The sequence below is a fragment of the Streptomyces sp. NPDC102402 genome (assembly GCF_044765765.1).
In the GTDB taxonomy this organism is placed as follows: domain Bacteria; phylum Actinomycetota; class Actinomycetes; order Streptomycetales; family Streptomycetaceae; genus Streptomyces.
The window spans coordinates 391,650-407,415 of sequence record NZ_JBIWKR010000001.1; the positions used below are offsets into that span (position 1 = coordinate 391,650).

At 70.7% G+C, this 15,766-nt stretch carries 15 protein-coding genes; 7 read left to right on the forward strand and 8 right to left on the reverse strand.

The genetic code is table 11. The features are described from left to right. Positions 1–99: 99 nt before the first annotated feature. The 4 genes from dapF to miaA all read right to left on the reverse strand — a co-directional run bounded on the left by dapF (position 100) and on the right by miaA (position 4,090). Positions 100–972 (reverse strand): diaminopimelate epimerase, encoded by an 873-nt coding sequence (dapF, locus tag ACIRJR_RS01520; RefSeq protein ID WP_403772126.1) that lies wholly within the window; start codon positions 970–972, stop codon positions 100–102. Between the two features lie 62 nt (positions 973–1,034). Then, a complete protein-coding gene (locus tag ACIRJR_RS01525; RefSeq protein ID WP_403773741.1) occupies positions 1,035–1,472 on the reverse strand; it encodes a hypothetical protein in 438 nt (145 codons plus the stop codon). Positions 1,473–1,995: 523 nt separating this feature from the next. Further along, the gene (locus ACIRJR_RS01530; protein WP_403772129.1) at positions 1,996–2,667 is read right to left on the reverse strand and encodes a hypothetical protein; all 672 of its coding nucleotides are present in this window, start codon (positions 2,665–2,667) and stop codon (positions 1,996–1,998) included. A gap of 484 nt (positions 2,668–3,151) precedes the next feature. Beyond that, positions 3,152–4,090: a tRNA (adenosine(37)-N6)-dimethylallyltransferase MiaA gene (gene miaA, locus ACIRJR_RS01535; RefSeq protein ID WP_403772132.1), complete on the reverse strand. Its 939-nt coding sequence runs from the start codon at positions 4,088–4,090 to the stop codon at positions 3,152–3,154. Positions 4,091–4,264: 174 nt separating this feature from the next. Here miaA and ACIRJR_RS01540 point away from each other — a divergent pair, with 174 nt between their 5' ends. Next, a complete protein-coding gene (locus tag ACIRJR_RS01540; protein WP_403772135.1) occupies positions 4,265–4,510 on the forward strand; it encodes an antitoxin in 246 nt (81 codons plus the stop codon). 149 nt (positions 4,511–4,659) lie between these two features. Here the strand turns inward: ACIRJR_RS01540 and ACIRJR_RS01545 are convergent, their stop codons facing one another. Together ACIRJR_RS01545 and miaB are read right to left on the reverse strand one after the other, a co-directional pair. After that, positions 4,660–5,379: a class III extradiol dioxygenase subunit B-like domain-containing protein gene (locus tag ACIRJR_RS01545; protein WP_403772138.1), complete on the reverse strand. Its 720-nt coding sequence runs from the start codon at positions 5,377–5,379 to the stop codon at positions 4,660–4,662. A 14-nt stretch (positions 5,380–5,393) separates the two neighbouring features. After that, on the reverse strand, positions 5,394–6,914 hold the full coding sequence (miaB, locus tag ACIRJR_RS01550; protein ID WP_403772141.1) for a tRNA (N6-isopentenyl adenosine(37)-C2)-methylthiotransferase MiaB: 1,521 nt from the start codon (positions 6,912–6,914) through the stop codon (positions 5,394–5,396). A 262-nt stretch (positions 6,915–7,176) separates the two neighbouring features. Between miaB and ACIRJR_RS01555 the strand changes: the two genes are divergently transcribed. Beyond that, the gene (locus ACIRJR_RS01555; protein WP_403772143.1) at positions 7,177–8,091 is read left to right on the forward strand and encodes a YceI family protein; all 915 of its coding nucleotides are present in this window, start codon (positions 7,177–7,179) and stop codon (positions 8,089–8,091) included. A 106-nt stretch (positions 8,092–8,197) separates the two neighbouring features. Then, positions 8,198–9,196, forward strand: coding sequence for a TAXI family TRAP transporter solute-binding subunit (locus ACIRJR_RS01560; protein ID WP_403772147.1), 999 nt, complete (start codon positions 8,198–8,200; stop codon positions 9,194–9,196). Positions 9,197–9,212: 16 nt separating this feature from the next. Here the strand turns inward: ACIRJR_RS01560 and ACIRJR_RS01565 are convergent, their stop codons facing one another. Both ACIRJR_RS01565 and ACIRJR_RS01570 read right to left on the reverse strand, forming a co-directional pair. Beyond that, on the reverse strand, positions 9,213–10,607 hold the full coding sequence (locus ACIRJR_RS01565; RefSeq protein WP_403772150.1) for an ATP-binding protein: 1,395 nt from the start codon (positions 10,605–10,607) through the stop codon (positions 9,213–9,215). A gap of 16 nt (positions 10,608–10,623) precedes the next feature. After that, positions 10,624–11,316, reverse strand: coding sequence for a response regulator transcription factor (locus tag ACIRJR_RS01570; protein ID WP_403772152.1), 693 nt, complete (start codon positions 11,314–11,316; stop codon positions 10,624–10,626). Positions 11,317–11,678: 362 nt separating this feature from the next. On the opposite strand from ACIRJR_RS01570, the gene ACIRJR_RS01575 reads away from it, so the two are divergent. The 4 genes from ACIRJR_RS01575 (at position 11,679) to ACIRJR_RS01590 (ending at position 15,047) form a co-directional block, all read left to right on the forward strand. Further along, complete coding sequence (locus tag ACIRJR_RS01575; protein ID WP_365887535.1) at positions 11,679–12,464, forward strand: amino acid ABC transporter ATP-binding protein; 786 nt, start codon at positions 11,679–11,681, stop codon at positions 12,462–12,464. Positions 12,465–12,526: 62 nt separating this feature from the next. Then, positions 12,527–13,369: a glutamate ABC transporter substrate-binding protein gene (locus ACIRJR_RS01580; RefSeq protein ID WP_403772156.1), complete on the forward strand. Its 843-nt coding sequence runs from the start codon at positions 12,527–12,529 to the stop codon at positions 13,367–13,369. A gap of 98 nt (positions 13,370–13,467) precedes the next feature. Next, on the forward strand, positions 13,468–14,136 hold the full coding sequence (locus tag ACIRJR_RS01585; RefSeq protein WP_403772158.1) for an amino acid ABC transporter permease: 669 nt from the start codon (positions 13,468–13,470) through the stop codon (positions 14,134–14,136). After that, positions 14,133–15,047 carry an amino acid ABC transporter permease gene (locus ACIRJR_RS01590; protein ID WP_403772161.1) on the forward strand — a complete coding sequence of 305 codons (915 nt, stop codon included), beginning with the start codon at positions 14,133–14,135 and terminating at the stop codon, positions 15,045–15,047. Before ACIRJR_RS01585 ends, ACIRJR_RS01590 begins: the two co-directional genes overlap by 4 nt. The last annotated feature ends 719 nt before the right edge of the window (positions 15,048–15,766 follow it).

Genomic DNA, 15,766 nt, shown 5'->3' on the forward strand with positions numbered 1-15,766 from the left:
GATACACCCCCGGGCCGGTGCTTGATGCTATCGACCCCACCACGTGGCGCAGTCCCGCTCTCGCTCAGCGTGAAACGGATCACCCATTCGAGCGAAGCTCTAACCGATCATCGTTTCGAGCCAGGCGGGGTCGATCACACCCTCGGCGACGATCACCGCGGGCCCTGTCATGTCGATCCCGCCGTCCGGGTACTCGGTGATCACCAGGGTGCCACCGGGCAGGTCCACGGTGTACGTGGCCGGGTCACCGGTCCGCGCGGGGTCCGCTCCGTCCCTGCGTGCGGCCGCTACGGCCACGGCGCAGGCGCCGGTGCCGCAGGAGCGGGTCTCGCCGGATCCGCGCTCGTGGACACGCATGGCGACGTGCCGCGGCCCGCGGTCCGCGACGAACTCGATGTTGACTCCGTCCGGATAGACGGACTGCGGGCTGAACGGCGGTACGGAGCGGAGCTCTCCGGCGTGTGCCAGATCCTCGACGAACGCGACGGCGTGGGGATTGCCCATGTTCACGTTGCGGGCGGCCCAGCTACGGCCGTCGACCGTGACCGTGACCCCGTCCTCCGGCAGCACGGCGCTCCCCATGGAGACCGTGATGTCGCCGTCCTTGGCGATGTGCACCCGCTTGACCCCGCCCCGGGTCGCGACGGCCAGATCGCCTTCTGCCACCAGTCCGGCGCGCTGCAGGTAGTGGGCGAAGACACGCACTCCGTTGCCGCACATCTCGGCGGTCGAACCGTCGGAATTGCGGTAGTCCATGAACCACTCGGCCTGTTCGGCCATGGCCCGGGCCTCCGGGTGCGCCGCGGACCGCACGACGTGCAGCAGCCCGTCGCCGCCGATGCCCGCCCGGCGGTCGCAGAGCCGCGCGACGACGGGAACGGGCAGGTCGAGGGCGTTGTCCGGGTCAGGAACGATCACGAAGTCGTTCTCGGTGCCGTGGCCCTTGAGGAAGCTGATCTGCGAAGTGCTCACGAGGCAACTGTACGAGGCTCCGCCGTCAGGCCGCGGATCCGGGTGCGAGGAGGGCCGGCGGATCAGCGGAGCCGGGCGACGCGCCAGACGGCCAGGGCCACCAGTGCGGCGCACACAGCCACGTACAGCGTGATCACCCGCCAGTCGGGGCGTTCGTCCGATCCCCTGCCCGGCAGGCCGGGCCAGGTGTGACCCACGCGGCGCGCCGCCATCATGCCCCAGCCCGCGGCGCAGCCGCTGATGAGCAGTCCCAGCATCGCCACCACGGCGCCGCCGCCGCCGAACTCGAAGGCGAGCGGGAAGGCGAACATGAGGGAGCCGACAGCCGCCAGGCCCACGATGGGCGCGAGCTGCCAGATGCGCAGACGGCGTGCGGGGCGGAGCTCGACCTCGACCTCGGGGGTCACGACAAGCTCGTCCGGCCCGTCAGGGCTCAGGCGTCCTGCCTCGTGCCGCGCACCCGGTGCGTCTCGGTCTGTGTCGCGAGGGCCGGCCTCCATCGCCACGCGCCCTCCCAACTCGGACTCCACTGGTCGATCGATGCTCGATGATGGCACGCTCACGACCGCCGAAATGACTGGCGGGGCTTCCCGATGCCATCACGTGATCAGGCTGTTACAGCCCCGCTTCTGGGTTTGCGCAGGTCAGACACGTACCGCTGGTCGGCGAGTCAGCGAGGGGCCAGTAATAGCCCCAGGTCAGCGCCCGATTGGCCGGGCGCGGCCGACCGGGAGGAGAAACGCCGTCGAACAAGCTTGCGCGGGGTGTGGGGAGCTCCTTCCACGCCCTGCGAGTGCCGTCGGCCGTCGAGCCGCTCGCACCCCTGCGCGGTCCGCCTCCGCGACACCCGGGGCAAGCAGGCGGAGGAGTCCGGCTTCCCCACCAGGACGCCGCCGTCGAGCGCCTGACCCAGCTCCGCGAAGACCACGGGGGCACCCCGAGGACCGCAGCCGAACAGTGGGGGATCCTGGGTGGCGGAAGGCGAGGAACGGAGCAACGCCCGGGCCCGGCCAGGAGCGTTCGTCATGGCAGTGAGAACCGGAAGGACCGCACGACCGCGAGCGTCGTTCCTCCGGCGAGCAGCAGGGCGAGAGCGATCAGCTGTACCTCGTAAGCCGTTTGCTCACCGGGCTGCGCCATGCCCCTGACCGGTATGCGGCCGGTCGGGTCGTACAACACCGTGAGCACATCACCCGGATCGGTGGAACGGGTACAGCCTCTCCAGATCTTCGTGGGCGGGGACACACCTGGTCCGTCAGGGTCCACTTCGCACAGGAAGCGGCGCGGATCGTGCCCCCTGCTCTCGACGGACGTGACCTGGGCCGACTGCTCCTGACCACGGTTGGCCAACGCCCGTCCAGCAGCAGCCTGGGGGACCGCCAGGGCGAGGCACACACCCAGCACGCCGACGAGTCCGACGAGGACGCGCCCCGCCCGCAGAACCGTCAGATACAGCACCAACGCGGCGACGGTCACCAACCCGGCCTCACCGCTACGGAGCATCGAGGGGCCGGCCCACATGCCCACCACGCCCGCGCCGGTGATCACGATGACGCCGAGGATCCCCACGGTCAGCCCATGCGTCAGAAGGCCCGCCCCTGGGAGGCCGACGAACTCGGCGGGCCCCCACAGGGTCGACCTGAGGTGGGCTGCGAGACCAGGAACAGGTTCGCGCCCACGGCCCCGGTCACGCATGTTCAAGCAGCCCCTTTCCCGTCGGTCCTGGAAGGCCCGCCCGGATCGGGCGCTGCGGCCGGCGCCAGCACATGATGAAGCCCCGACCGCGCTCTCGGCACTGCCTGGATGCCGACACGTATCGCGTGCTTCCTTGCCAGATCCGAGCAGTCACGCGGACCCCATGACCCACGACGAAGCTCAGTCCCGTGACCCGTCGACAGGTCCGCCCGGCCAGACGGGCGCAGAGCGCTGTCGTCCTGCGTCGGCACAGCCGGTTCTCCGCCCGCCTCGTCGAAGGCGGTCAAGGCGCTGACGAGTGCGAGGCGCCGAACAGGGGCGAGCCGTTCGAGATCGCGGCGATCTCCCGCTGCCGCCGTGTCGTCACGCGTCCCTCCGGAACCGGGGATCACATCGAACCTCGCACAGCATCCGAGCTTCTCGCCGACCTGTTTCGGTGCGGCGACGGGGGTTCCCGTGACGCCGTCGTTCCCCTGTCATGCGATCAGGCTGTGACCGCTCGTTCGACCAACGCCAGCGCACGGTGCGGGAGTTCTCCGCGCTGCTCCTCGGCACCACTCAGCCACCGGACGCGCGGGTCGCGCCGGAACCACGAGTCCTGACGCCGCGCGAAGCGCTTGGTGGCGCGTACGGTCTCGGCGCGCGCCTGGTCCTCGGTGCACTCCCCCGCGAGTGCCGCGAGCACCTGCTGGTAGCCGAGCGCCCTGGAGGCGGTCCGCCCCTCGCGCAGGCCCCGGGCTTCCAGCGTGCGCACCTCGTCCACCAGGCCGGCGTCCCACATCCGGTCCACCCGGGTGCTGATCCGCTCGTCGAGCTCGGGGCGTTCGACGTCCACGCCGATCTGGACGGCGTCGTAGACCGCCTCGTCGCCCGGGAGGTTGGCCGTGAAGGGCTTGCCCGTGATCTCGATGACCTCCAGGGCGCGGACGACACGGCGCCCGTTGCTGGCCAGGATGGCGCGGCCCGCTGCGGGGTCCGCCGCGGCGAGCCGTGCGTGCAGGGCGCCGGAGCCGTACTCCGTCAGCTCCTGTTCGAGTCTGCCGCGCACCTCGGGGTCCGTCCCGGGGAACTCCAGCGCGTCGACGGCTCCCTTCACGTAGAGACCGGAGCCGCCCACCAGGACGGGCGTCCGCCCTTCGGCCAGCAGCCGGTCGATCTCGGCGCGGGCGAGCCTCTGGTACTCGGCGACGCTCGCGGCCTCGGTGACGTCCCAGATGTCCAGCAGGTGGTGGGGCACCCCCGAACGCTCGGGGAGAGTCAGCTTCGCGGTGCCGATGTCCATGCCTCGGTAGAGCTGCATGGAGTCGGCGTTGACCACTTCGCCACCGAGCTGCCGGGCGAGGAACACACCCAGATCGGACTTTCCGGCGGCGGTGGGACCGACGACGGTGATGACACGGGGGGCGGGAGCTGGTCTTCTCACCGGGACAGTCTCCCAAACTCCGGGGCGTGCACCGACCGGTGCCGCGTCGCCCGGGCCGCTCCGGAACCCGCCCCGGCCGTTTCAGGCCACGCGCGGACGGACACGGCGAGTGACGCATGTTTGCTCACAGACGGGTAAAATGTGACAACAGTCCCCCAGCACGGAAGGTGACCCATGGGTTTCCTGGACAACCTGAAGGCCAAGCTGGCCCCGGCCAAGGAGAAGGTCGGCGACCTCGCGCAGCAGCACGGGGGCAAGATCGACCAGGGCCTCGACAAGGCGGCACGCACGGTCGACCAAAGGACCAAGGGCAAGTACAGCGACAAGATCGTGTCCGGCACGCAGAAGGCCAAGGACGCGGTCGACCGCCTGGGCAACAAGAACGAGGGCGGCACTCCGCCTCCGCCGCCCGCCACCTGAGCCGGGCGCCGACGGAATCGAGGGCCGTGGAGCGGCTTCGCTCCACGGCCCTCGCACGTCCCGGTCACACGCACCGACGGGGCTCACGACCGGGCGGTGGTCACCGCCGGCAGGGGCTCTTCACCTGCTGTTCCTCGAAACAGGAGGCTTCACGACCAGGCGGCGACGGCGTAGCCCACGCCGTACGGGGCGCCCTCGTAGAGCAGCCGGCCACCCAGGTTCGCGCCCCGGGCCGCGCCCGCGAGCACCTGCCAGGGCGCACGGCCCGCCACCTTCAGTTCGTACGCGAGGGACTCGTCCAGAGCACTGAGCGCGGCCACGTCCGCGTCGCCCAGGGCGCGCGTCGCCTCGGCGTCGAAGCCGGCCGCCCGCTCGTCGAGGTAGCCGGGGGCCTTGACCGTGCGGCAGGCGCTGCCGTCTCCCATGACGAGCAGGGCGACCCGCTCCGCCCTGGCCGCCAGGTCCGCCCCGGCCCGCAGGCACTCTCCGGCCGGGAGCCTCTCCCCCACACCGAGTCCTTCGACCGGGGCACCGCCCCACCGGGCGCGGTCCAGCAGCCAGGCGCCCACGGCGAGGGACGCCGGGAGCGGGCGTTCCGGGGCGGACGCCCCCACGGGCCGCTTCCCCAGCCGCACCGTCAGACCGACGCCGAACCCGGCGAAGGAGCCGGCGGATCCCGGGGGGAAGGAACCCGGATCCTCCGCCCCCGCGGGCCCGGCCACGATCAGCAGATCCGGCCGCGCGGCCGCGAGTACGCCCAGCGCGTCGAGGGCCGCGTTCCTCGCGGCGTCGAGTTCGGGCCCGGCTCCCGCGGCCACCTCGGGAACCAGGAGCGGCGGGCAGGGGCAGACAGCGGCAGCGACAAGCATGCCGGTCAGCGTACTCAGTCGCAGCCGCACCCCGGGGTGGCGGCCGCGGGGAGCGGCGCCGGGGCGCCGATGCCGGGCAGCCCCAGCATGACGCCCGCGGGCTGCGGGGCGGGAGCCGACGTGCGCTTCTCCCACGCGTCTCCCGAGCGGGTGCGGCGGACGCCGAGCGGTGCGCCCTCGGCGAGCAGGTGGTGCGGGGCGGCGTAGGTGATCTCGACCGTCACCACGTCCCCGGGACGCACGTCCTGGGACGGCTTGGTGAAGTGGACCAGCCGGTTGTCGGGAGCCCGGCCCGACAGGCGGTGCGTGGCGCCGTCCTTGCGGCCCTCGCCCTCCGCGACCATGACGTCGAGGGTCCGGCCGACCTGCTTCTTGTTCTCCTCCCAGGAGATCTCCTCCTGGAGGGCCGACAGGCGCATGTAGCGCTCCTGCACGACCTCCTTCGGGATCTGCCCCTCCATGTCCGCGGCGGGGGTCCCGGGGCGCTTGGAGTACTGGAAGGTGAAGGCGTTCGCGAAGCGGGCCTCGCGCACGGCGTGCATGGTCTGCTCGAAGTCCTCCTCCGTCTCCCCGGGGAAGCCGACGATGATGTCGGTCGAGATCGCGGCGTCCGGCATGGCGGCGCGCACCTTCTCGATGATGCCGAGGAAGCGCTCCTGGCGGTACGAGCGGCGCATGGCCTTGAGGATCGTGTCCGAGCCCGACTGCATCGGCATGTGCAGCTGGGGCATGACGTTCGGCGTCTCGGCCATCGCCGCGATCACGTCGTCGGTGAAGTCGCGCGGGTGGGGCGAGGTGAACCGCACGCGCTCCAGACCGTCGATCGCGCCGCACGCCCTCAGCAGCTTGGAGAAGGCCTCTCGGTCACCGATGTCGGAGCCGTAGGCGTTCACGTTCTGGCCGAGCAGGGTGATCTCGCTGACGCCCTCGGCCACGAGGGCCTCGATCTCGGCCAGGATGTCGCCCGTGCGGCGGTCCTTCTCCTTGCCGCGCAGCGCCGGGACGATACAGAAGGTGCAGGTGTTGTTGCAGCCGACGGAGATCGACACCCACGCGGCGTAGGCGGACTCGCGGCGGGTGGGCAGCGTCGAGGGGAACGCCTCCAGGGACTCGGCGATCTCGACCTGCGCCTCCTCCTGGACACGGGCGCGCTCCAGCAGCACCGGCAGCTTGCCGATGTTGTGCGTGCCGAAGACGACGTCCACCCAGGGGGCGCGCTTGACGATCGTGTCGCGGTCCTTCTGCGCCAGGCAGCCGCCGACGGCGATCTGCATCCCGGGGCGCTTCGTCTTCATCGGGGCGAGGCGGCCGAGGTTGCCGTAGAGCTTGTTGTCGGCGTTCTCACGCACGGCGCAGGTGTTGAAGACGACGACGTCGGCGTCGCCGTCGGAGCCGTCGGGGGCGCGCACGTATCCGGCGCCCTCCAGGAGCCCCGACAAGCGTTCGGAGTCGTGGACGTTCATCTGGCACCCGTAAGTGCGTACCTCGTAGCTCTTCTGGACGTCCACTGCTTCGCTCCGGTTGCCGCTGGTCATGTGACAAGGGTAGGCGCTGGCCGGGGCGTGCCCCTACGCCGGAGCCGCGGCAGGACGCGAGCGGCAGCCGCCGGAGCACACCGCCCGGGCCGGGCACGGACGTCCGCCCCTCGTCGGCGCGCGGAACGCTACGGATCCGCCCGGCCCTCTCGGCCCGGCGCGGGACCGGAGCCGGTTGCGCCGGAAGGGGCCCGGGGGGCCGTTGAATGCCTCGTTCCGGTCTGTTCCTATGCTGACCTTCCACGCTCGAAAGGTGCATGTCATGGTCCTCTCTCTCCTCCGCGGCAGGCGATCCAGGGCGGCCTCCAGCGGCGGTGCGAGATTCGCTCTTCCCGTTCCCCCTGGGGCCGGAACCGTCACCTGCGAGGTCATCGACCCGATGGGACAGCCTCTCGGCGGCGCCGAGATCACCATCAGCGCGCAGGATTCCGCCCGGACGGTCGCGAAGGGCACCACCGACCTCTACGGCATGTTCGTCGCCGCACTGCCGCCCGGCGACTACCGCCTGCTCATGACCGCCGAAGGCATGCAGCCGGCCAGCTGGACCTTCGGTATCGCCGCGGGCGAGACCCTGTCGATGGACCGGGTGCAGCTGGACGTCGCCCGGCAGCTGGAACCCCCGGCCCCCGGCACCTGGCTCTTCGACCCTCCGCACACCGCGATCCGTTTCATTGCACGGCACGTCGGCATGGCCAACGTGCACGGGCGCTTCACCACCTTCGAGGGCGGGGTCCGGATCGCTCCCAACGTCGAGGACTCCCAGGTCGAGATACGTATCGACGCGTCGAGCATCACCACGGGCAACAAGACCAGGGACGGCCATCTGCGGTCGGCGGACTTCCTCGACGTGGAGAACTACCCGCACATCCACTTCGCCAGCAGGCGTTTCGTGTACCGGGGCGGAAACAACTGGACCGTCCAGGGCGGGCTGACGATGCACGGTGTCAGCCGCTCCGTCTCCCTGGACACGACGTACCTGGGCGCCGTCAACGGCGGTTACGGCGAGGAGCTGCGCTGTGCGGCGCGGGCCACGGGCGAGCTGCACCGCGAGGACTACACCCTCAACTGGCGCAACATGCTCGCCCGCGGTATCGCCATCGTCGGGCCGACGATCCAGCTGGAGATGGACATCCAGACCATGTTCCAGGGCCCCGACACCCCGACGCCCCCGGAATGACCGGCACGGGCGGCCTGTCCGGTCCGGTGGCGACGCCCCGTCCCGGCACCGGCACGTGACGTGACCGCCCTGGCCAGTACGGGCCGGGGAATGGCAGGATCGCGCCATGCTGCACGCACTGTCCCGTTTCGGCCGGCGACGCACCCTTCAGGGGGGCGTCGCCGCCGTGGTCGTGCTCGGGCTGCTGCTGTGGTGGGTCCTCCCGATCGGGGAGGAGGAACCGAGCGGTTCGCTCACGTTCTCCACCGGCGTACGCAGCGGGGTCTACCAGCGCTACGGGCAGCGGCTGGAGGGCGCGCTGGCCAAGGACATGCCCAAGGTGTCGATACGGCTGCGGACCAGCGAGGGCTCCCAGGAGAACATCGAGCGGGTCGCGACGGGGAAGGCCGACTTCACCATCGCCACCGCAGACGCCGTCGCCACCTACCGGCAGGGCCGGAAGCCGGGCGCCGGCCGGCTGCGCGGCTGCGTCAGGCTGTACGACGACTACGTCCAGCTGATCGTGCCCAGGGACTCCGGGATCCGCACGGTCGCCGACCTGCGGGGCAAGCGGGTCGGCGTGGGCCAGAGGGGCTCGGGGGTCCTCCTCGTCGCGGACCGCCTGATGAAGGCGGCGGCCATCGATCCGACCACGGACATCACTCCCGTCCACGCCGGCATCGACACCATGCCGGAGAGGCTGGCGGACGGCCGGCTGGACGCCTTCTTCTGGTCGGGCGGGCTGCCGACCGGCGCTGTGCAGGACCTCTCGGAGAAGTTCGCGATCCGGCTGGTGCCCCTCGACGAACCGCTGATCAGCGAGCTCCAGGCGGTGGGCGGCTCGACCCGCTACTACCGTTCGGCCGTGATGCCGGCGGACGCCTACCCCGACGCCCAGCAGGGTCAGGCGGTGCAGACGGTCGCGGTCTCCAACCTGCTGATCACCACGGACCGGATGGATCCGCTGACGACCGAGGCGTTCACCCGGACCGTGATCGACAGCAGGGACCGGATCGGCCGCGAGGTGCACTCGGCGCAGCTGGTGGACCTGCGCACGGCGATCTACACGGATCCGCTGCCGCTGCACGAAGGGGCCAGGCGCTACTACCGCTCGGCCAAGCCCTGACGGGCCGGAGCGGGACTCACGCGTGCGGAGGGTTGCGCGGCACGGTGACCGTCACCCGCAGGCCGTGCGGCTCGTGGGTGTCGTAGCCGATCGACCCGCCGCCCGCCGCGAGGAGCGCGTGCGAGATCGAGAGTCCCAGCCCGGATCCCTTGACGTTCTGGTGCCGGCCGCTGCGCCAGAAGCGGTCGCCGACACGCTCCAGCTCCTGTTCCGTGAGACCGGGACCGCGGTCCGTGACCACGACCCGGGTGTCCTCGCCGTCGGATCCGGCCGTGACACGGACCTCCTCGCCCTCCGGCGTGAACTTCAGGGCGTTGTCGATGACGGCGTCCAGCGCGCTGGACAGCGCTATGGGATCCGCCCAGCCGGTCACCGCCGGCGACCCGCCCAGCGTCAGCCGGACCCCCTTCGCCTCGGCCAGCGGGCGCCATGAGGCGACCCGTTCGCCGGTGAGCGCGGCGATGTCCGTGAGCCGCAGGTCCGCCGCGGCGTGCTCGGCCAGCGCGAGGTCCAGCAGGTCGTCGAGCACCTGGGCGAGGCGCTTGCCCTCCGTACGGACCGAGGCGATCTCCTCGTTGCCCTCGGGGAGTTCGAGAGCGAGGAGCTCGATCCGGAGCAGCAGGGCGGCCAGCGGGTTGCGCAACTGGTGCGAGGCGTCGGCGACGAAGGCCCGCTGCTGCTCCAGCACGTCCTCGACGTTGTCGGCCATCTCGTTGAACGAGCGGGCCAGGCGCCTGAGTTCCGGCGGTCCGCCGGACGCGACGACCCGCGACCTCATCCGGCCGCTCGCGATGTCGTGGGTCGCCGCGTCCAGGACCCGTACGGGCAGCAACACCCATCCGGTCAGCCGGAACGCCGCCCCGACCGCCACCAGCATCGCCACGGCCTCTCCCAGGGCGATGAGCAGCCAGCCGCGCAGGGTCCGGGACCGCATGTCGCCGGTGGGCGAGTCGGTCACGACGACGGCGACCACGTCTCCGTCCCGTACGACCGGGGAGGCGACGACTATCCGGCCGGTCTGCCAGGGCCAGACCTGGGGCGGGTCGTGGGAGCGACGGCCGAGGAGCGCTTCCTGGAAGGCCTCCCGGCCCTCTCCCTCGGCGGGCAGGGTCCAGGAGGCGGGGGCCTTGGCGAGAGCTCTGTCGTCCCGGTAGAAGACGCCGGCCCTGATGCCGTACACCGAGTCGTACGCCTCGAGTTCGGTCTGCAGGATCCGCTGACGTTCGTCGGTGCTCAGGGCGTCCTCGCTGACGAACTGGGCCAGCGCGCCGAAACGCGCCGTGTCGTCGATCCGGTCGATGACGACGCGCTGCTGTTCGGCGGCGGCCACCCGCACGGCCAGCGGGAAGCCGAGGGCGAGAAGCACGGCGGCCATCAGGACGATGAGCAGGGGGAGCAGGCGGGTGTGCACGGGGAGTCAGACGTCCTCAGGCCGGCGGGGGGACGAGCCGGTAGCCGACGCCCCGTACGGTCTCGATCAGCGCGGGAAGCCGCAGCTTCGAGCGCAGCGACGCGACGTGTACCTCGAGCGTGCGTCCCGTTCCCTCCCAGCTGGTCCGCCAGACCTCGCTGATGATCTGCTCCCGGCGGAAGACCACGCCCGGTCGCTGCGCGAGCAGCGCGAGCAGGTCGAACTCCTTGCGGGTGAGCTGGACCTCCTGGCCGTCGACACTGACCCTGCGGGTGGGCAGCTCGATGCGGACCGGCCCGACCCGCAGCGCCGCGAGCGGGGTCGGCCCGGTGTCCTCGGCCGCCGTCCTGCGCCGGGCGACGGCGTGGATACGGGCCAGGAGCTCGCCGGTGTCGTACGGCTTGACGACGTAGTCGTCGGCGCCGAGGTTCAGGCCGTGGATCCGCGACCGGACATCGGACCGCGCGGTCACCATGATGACCGGGATCGCCGAGCGCTTGCGGATCTTCCCGCAGACCTCGTAACCGTCCTGGTCGGGCAGGCCGAGATCGAGGAGTACGACCCCGAAGGGCTCCTTGTCGGCCGGCAGGAGCGCGTGCAGTGCCTCTTCGCCGCTGCGGGCGTGGACGACCTGGAAGCCGTGCCGGGCGAGCACGGCGGAGAGGGCGGCCGCGACGTGGTCGTCGTCCTCGACGAGCAGCAGTCTCATGGCTTCCTCACCGCCTCGTGTCTTTTCAAGGTGCTTCGCTTCTCTTCATGACGGCCGGGACCGTGCGTGACGGTCCACCGGTGTTCAGCCCGGCGGACCTTCCCGTGCAGGGGCGATTCACGTCATTTCCCTACCAGGGCATCCACGCCGATGACCGGTACGCCAGTCAAGTCCCTGCCCGTTACCACCGGGTTTCCGTTACCCACCCGGTACGCCTCCGAGCGCCCCGTGACGCCCCCTTCACGCCGTGTGTCCGGTTGCGGCCGGATCGTTATGCTCAATTTCCGCTCAGATGTAATGACGCTGGTAGCACTGCGTCACTAGGGTCCTTCCCTAACCGAGGAGGACGGAGCAAGAAGCCGATGAGCGGAGTTTCAGTGACCAAGGCCGCCGAGGATGCCGCACCAGCGGGAGACGACCTTGTCGTACTGAGCAACGTCAACAAGCACTTCGGCGCGCTGCATGTGCTCCAGGACATCGACCTGACCATCGCCAGCGGCGAGGTCGTCGTAGTCATCGGGCCCTCCGGGTCCGGGAAGTCCACGCTGTGCCGCACGATCAACCGCTTGGAGACGATCGACTCGGGCGCGATCTCGATCGACGGGAAGCCGCTGCCCCAGGAGGGCAAGGAGCTCGCCAGGCTGCGTGCCGATGTCGGCATGGTCTTCCAGTCGTTCAATCTCTTCGCGCACAAGACGGTGCTCGAGAACGTGATGCTGGGCCAGCTCAAGGTCCGCAGGACGGAGAAGAAGCTCGCCGAGGAGAAGGCGCGGGCCCTGCTCGACCGCGTGGGTGTGGGCGCCCAGGCGGACAAGTACCCGGCGCAGCTCTCCGGTGGCCAGCAGCAGCGCGTCGCGATCGCCCGGGCACTGGCCATGGACCCCAAGGTCATGCTCTTCGACGAGCCCACGTCGGCGCTCGACCCGGAGATGATCAACGAGGTGCTCGAGGTCATGCAGCAGCTGGCCCGGGAGGGAATGACGATGGTCGTCGTCACCCACGAGATGGGCTTCGCCCGCTCGGCGGCCAACCGGGTCGTCTTCATGGCCGACGGAAAGATCGTCGAAGAGGCCACGCCGGACCAGTTCTTCAGCAACCCGCGCAGCGACCGGGCCAAGGACTTCCTGTCGAAGATCCTTCACCACTGATCCGCACGGCTGGTCCCGTGCCGGCTGAACACTCACATCGCGTCAACCCGAGGAATCCCAACATGCAGCTTCGCAAGGTCACCGCCGCGTCCGCCGCCGTGCTCGCTCTCGCCCTCACCGCCACCGCCTGTGGCTCCGAAGACAAGGACGACGCCGCCGGCTCCGGCGGCGGCGGGAAGATCACGATCGGCATCAAGATCGACCAGCCCGGTCTCGGTCTGAAGACGCCCGACGGCAAGTTCACCGGCTTCGACGTCGACGTCGCCACGTACGTCGCCAAGGAGCTCGGTTACGACGCCAAGAACATCGAGTTCGTCGAGACGAAGAGCGCCGACCGCGAGACCGCGATCGAGCGCGGCGACGTGAAGTTCATCGCCGCGACGTACTCCATCAACGACGAGCGCCTGCAGAAGGTCGACTTCGCGGGCCCGTACCTCCTCGCGCACCAGGACGTCCTCGTCCGCGCCGACGACGCCTCCATCAAGTCGCCCGAGGACCTGAACAACAAGAAGCTCTGCTCGGTCACCGGCTCGACCTCCGCGAAGAACGTCAAGGAGAAGCTGGCCCCGAAGGCTCAGCTGCAGAACTACGGCGGCTACTCCGAGTGCCTCACCGGCCTCGAGAACAAGGCCGTCGACGCCCTGACGACGGACGACTCGATCCTCGCCGGATACGCGGCGCAGGAGGCCCACAAGGGCAAGTTCAAGCTGGCCGGCTTCAAGATGACCAACGAGAACTACGGCATCGGCCTGAAGAAGGGCGACGCCGACCTCAAGAAGAAGATCGACGCCGCGCTCACCAAGATGGTCTCGGACGGCTCGTGGGACAAGGCGGTCGAGACCAACTTCGGCCCCGCCAACTACAAGAACGACCCCGCGCCGAAGATCGGCGACGTCGTCAAGTAGGGCTCCCCACTCCGGACGGTCCGAAGCCGGGCTGACGAGGTGCGCCGCCGCCGAGGCGGCGCACCGAGCCCTCCCCACACGTGGAAGCACGGGAGATCGTGTTCGACTTTCTTGAAGGTTACGACCTACTGGGGGCCTTCTGGGTGACGGTGAAGCTCACCGTCTACTCCGCCCTCGGTTCCCTCATATGGGGAACGCTGCTGGCCGGTATGCGGGTCGGCCCGGTCCCCCTGATGCGCGGTTTCGGAACCGCCTATGTCAACGTCATCCGTAACATCCCGCTGACCGTCATCATCGTCTTCGCGTCGCTGGGCCTCTTCCAGACCCTGCAGGTCACGCTCGGAGGCGGAGACAACTTCGAGGTCATCAACTTCCGCCTCGCCGTGCTCGCGCTGACCCTCTACACCGCCGCCTTCGTGTGCGAGGCGCTGCGCTCGGGCATCAACACGGTGCCGGCCGGTCAGGCCGAGGCCGCGCGTGCGCTGGGTCTCAGCTTCACCCAGGTCCTCCGGCTGGTCATCCTCCCGCAGGCCTTCCGCGCGGTCGTCAACCCGCTGGCCAACGTGCTGATCGCGCTGACCAAGAACACCACGGTCGCCGCGGCGATCGGCGTCCTCGAAGCGGCGACCCTGATGAAGTCGATGATCGAAGCAGAAGCCCAACTGATCCTCATATCCGCCGTCTTCGCGTTCGGATTCATCTGCCTCACCCTCCCGACCGGCCTCCTCCTCGGCTGGGTGAGCAAGAAGGTGGCGGTGAAGCGATGACGACGTCCGTCCTCTTCGACGCTCAGGGCCCCCGTGCCAAGCAGCGCAACGTTCTGTACACCGTCGTCTTCGTGGTGGCACTCGCGGCCGCGGCGTGGTGGGTGTTCAGCAGCCTCCAGGAGAAGCGCCAGCTCGACTGGGTCAAGTGGGAGCCGTTCTTCACGAGCCCGCAGCCGTGGGAGACGTACATCTGGCCCGGGCTCCAGAACACGCTCAAGGCCGCGTTCTTCGCCCTGCTGATCGCCCTGCCGCTCGGCGCCCTCTTCGGGATCGGCCGTCTCTCCGACCACCGGTGGATGCGCATGCCGTCCGGCGTCGTCGTGGAGTTCTTCCGCGCGATCCCGGTCCTGATCCTGATGATCACGGCGAACGCCGCGTACGCCGAGTTCACGACCCTCGCCACGGAGGACCGGCTGCTGTACGCGGTCGTCACGGGCCTGGTGCTGTACAACGCCTCGGTTCTCGCCGAGATCGTGCGGGCCGGGATCCTCTCCCTCCCCAGCGGTCAGACCGACGCCGCGAAGGCGATCGGCATGCGCAAGGGCCAGACGATGCGGTACGTGCTGCTGCCGCAGTCGGTCACCGCGATGCTGCCCGCGATCGTCAGCCAGATCGTCGTCATCGTGAAGGACACCGCACTCGGCGGCGCGGTGCTCACCTTCCCCGAACTGCTGGCGTCGGTCCGCCCGATGAGCGCGAACTACGGGGCGAACACCATCGCGTGCTTCACGATCGTCGCGCTGATCTACATGGCACTGAACTTCGCGCTGACGTCGTTCGCGAGCTGGCTCGAGGGCCGGCTGCGGCGCGGTAAGAAGAGCACGGGCGCCGTGGTCGGTGGGGGCCCCGACGGAGGCCTCACGACCATCGGCGAAGCACCGCTCGTCATCCAGGACGGGCACGGGGTCTGACGGTCCGTCGATGACTGACCCACGCGGGGGGGGGGGGGGGGGGGGGGGGGCCCCCCCCCCCCCCCCCCCCCGGCGCGGGCCCCCCCCCCCCCCCCCCGGGGGGGGGGGGGCGGGGGGGCCCCCCCCCCCCCCCCCCCCCCCCCCCGCACCCCCCCCCCCCCCCCCCCCCCCCCCCCCCCCCCGCCCCCCCCCCCCCCCCCCCCGCCCCCCCCCCCCCCCCCCGGGGCCCCCCCCCCCGCCCCCCCCCCCCCCCCCCCCCCCCCCCCCACGGCCCTGGCCCGCGCTGCGTGCGCACCCAGCTCCTCAACCGAACCGGTACCGGACACGGCTGGACGTCACCCCCTCTGCCCCCGCGACGGTGTTGGTCACTCCCCCACTGTGGCACCCGTCACCGACATCGCAATGCCGGTGGGCCAAGTGCCGGAACGCTTGCGCCGCACCCTAGTTGGGGCCTCGGCGGACGTCATCCGGATGGCCGAGCCGTCACCCGATGGAATGGCTTTGGGTAAAGCTGCTGACGGGTGGGCCCACAGGCGTTCGGTGATACCGCGGCCGGATCGTCCCGGCGTGGGGACGATCTCGGCGTGGGGGCGATCCGGGCGTCGGGACGATCCCGGCGTGGGGGCGAACCGGGCGCCGGGGCGAACCGGGCGTGGGGGCGAACCGGGCGCCGGGGCGATCCCGGCGTGGGGGCGAACCGGGCGCCGGGGCGATCCCGG

What these genes read in the sequence shown, in the direction of transcription:
- ACIRJR_RS01590 (WP_403772161.1), top strand. Translation starts at nt 14,133, where the DNA reads ATGACGACGTCCGTCCTCTTCGACGCTCAGGGCCCCCGTGCCAAGCAG.
- ACIRJR_RS01580 (WP_403772156.1), top strand. Translation starts at nt 12,527, where the DNA reads ATGCAGCTTCGCAAGGTCACCGCCGCGTCCGCCGCCGTGCTCGCTCTC.
- ACIRJR_RS01545 (WP_403772138.1), bottom strand. Translation starts at nt 5,379, where the DNA reads ATGCTTGTCGCTGCCGCTGTCTGCCCCTGCCCGCCGCTCCTGGTTCCC.
- ACIRJR_RS01560 (WP_403772147.1), top strand. Translation starts at nt 8,198, where the DNA reads ATGCTGCACGCACTGTCCCGTTTCGGCCGGCGACGCACCCTTCAGGGG.
- ACIRJR_RS01525 (WP_403773741.1), bottom strand. Translation starts at nt 1,472, where the DNA reads ATGGAGGCCGGCCCTCGCGACACAGACCGAGACGCACCGGGTGCGCGG.
- ACIRJR_RS01570 (WP_403772152.1), bottom strand. Translation starts at nt 11,316, where the DNA reads ATGAGACTGCTGCTCGTCGAGGACGACGACCACGTCGCGGCCGCCCTC.
- ACIRJR_RS01530 (WP_403772129.1), bottom strand. Translation starts at nt 2,667, where the DNA reads ATGCGTGACCGGGGCCGTGGGCGCGAACCTGTTCCTGGTCTCGCAGCC.
- ACIRJR_RS01555 (WP_403772143.1), top strand. Translation starts at nt 7,177, where the DNA reads ATGGTCCTCTCTCTCCTCCGCGGCAGGCGATCCAGGGCGGCCTCCAGC.
- ACIRJR_RS01540 (WP_403772135.1), top strand. Translation starts at nt 4,265, where the DNA reads ATGGGTTTCCTGGACAACCTGAAGGCCAAGCTGGCCCCGGCCAAGGAG.
- miaB (WP_403772141.1), bottom strand. Translation starts at nt 6,914, where the DNA reads ATGACCAGCGGCAACCGGAGCGAAGCAGTGGACGTCCAGAAGAGCTAC.
- ACIRJR_RS01575 (WP_365887535.1), top strand. Translation starts at nt 11,679, where the DNA reads ATGAGCGGAGTTTCAGTGACCAAGGCCGCCGAGGATGCCGCACCAGCG.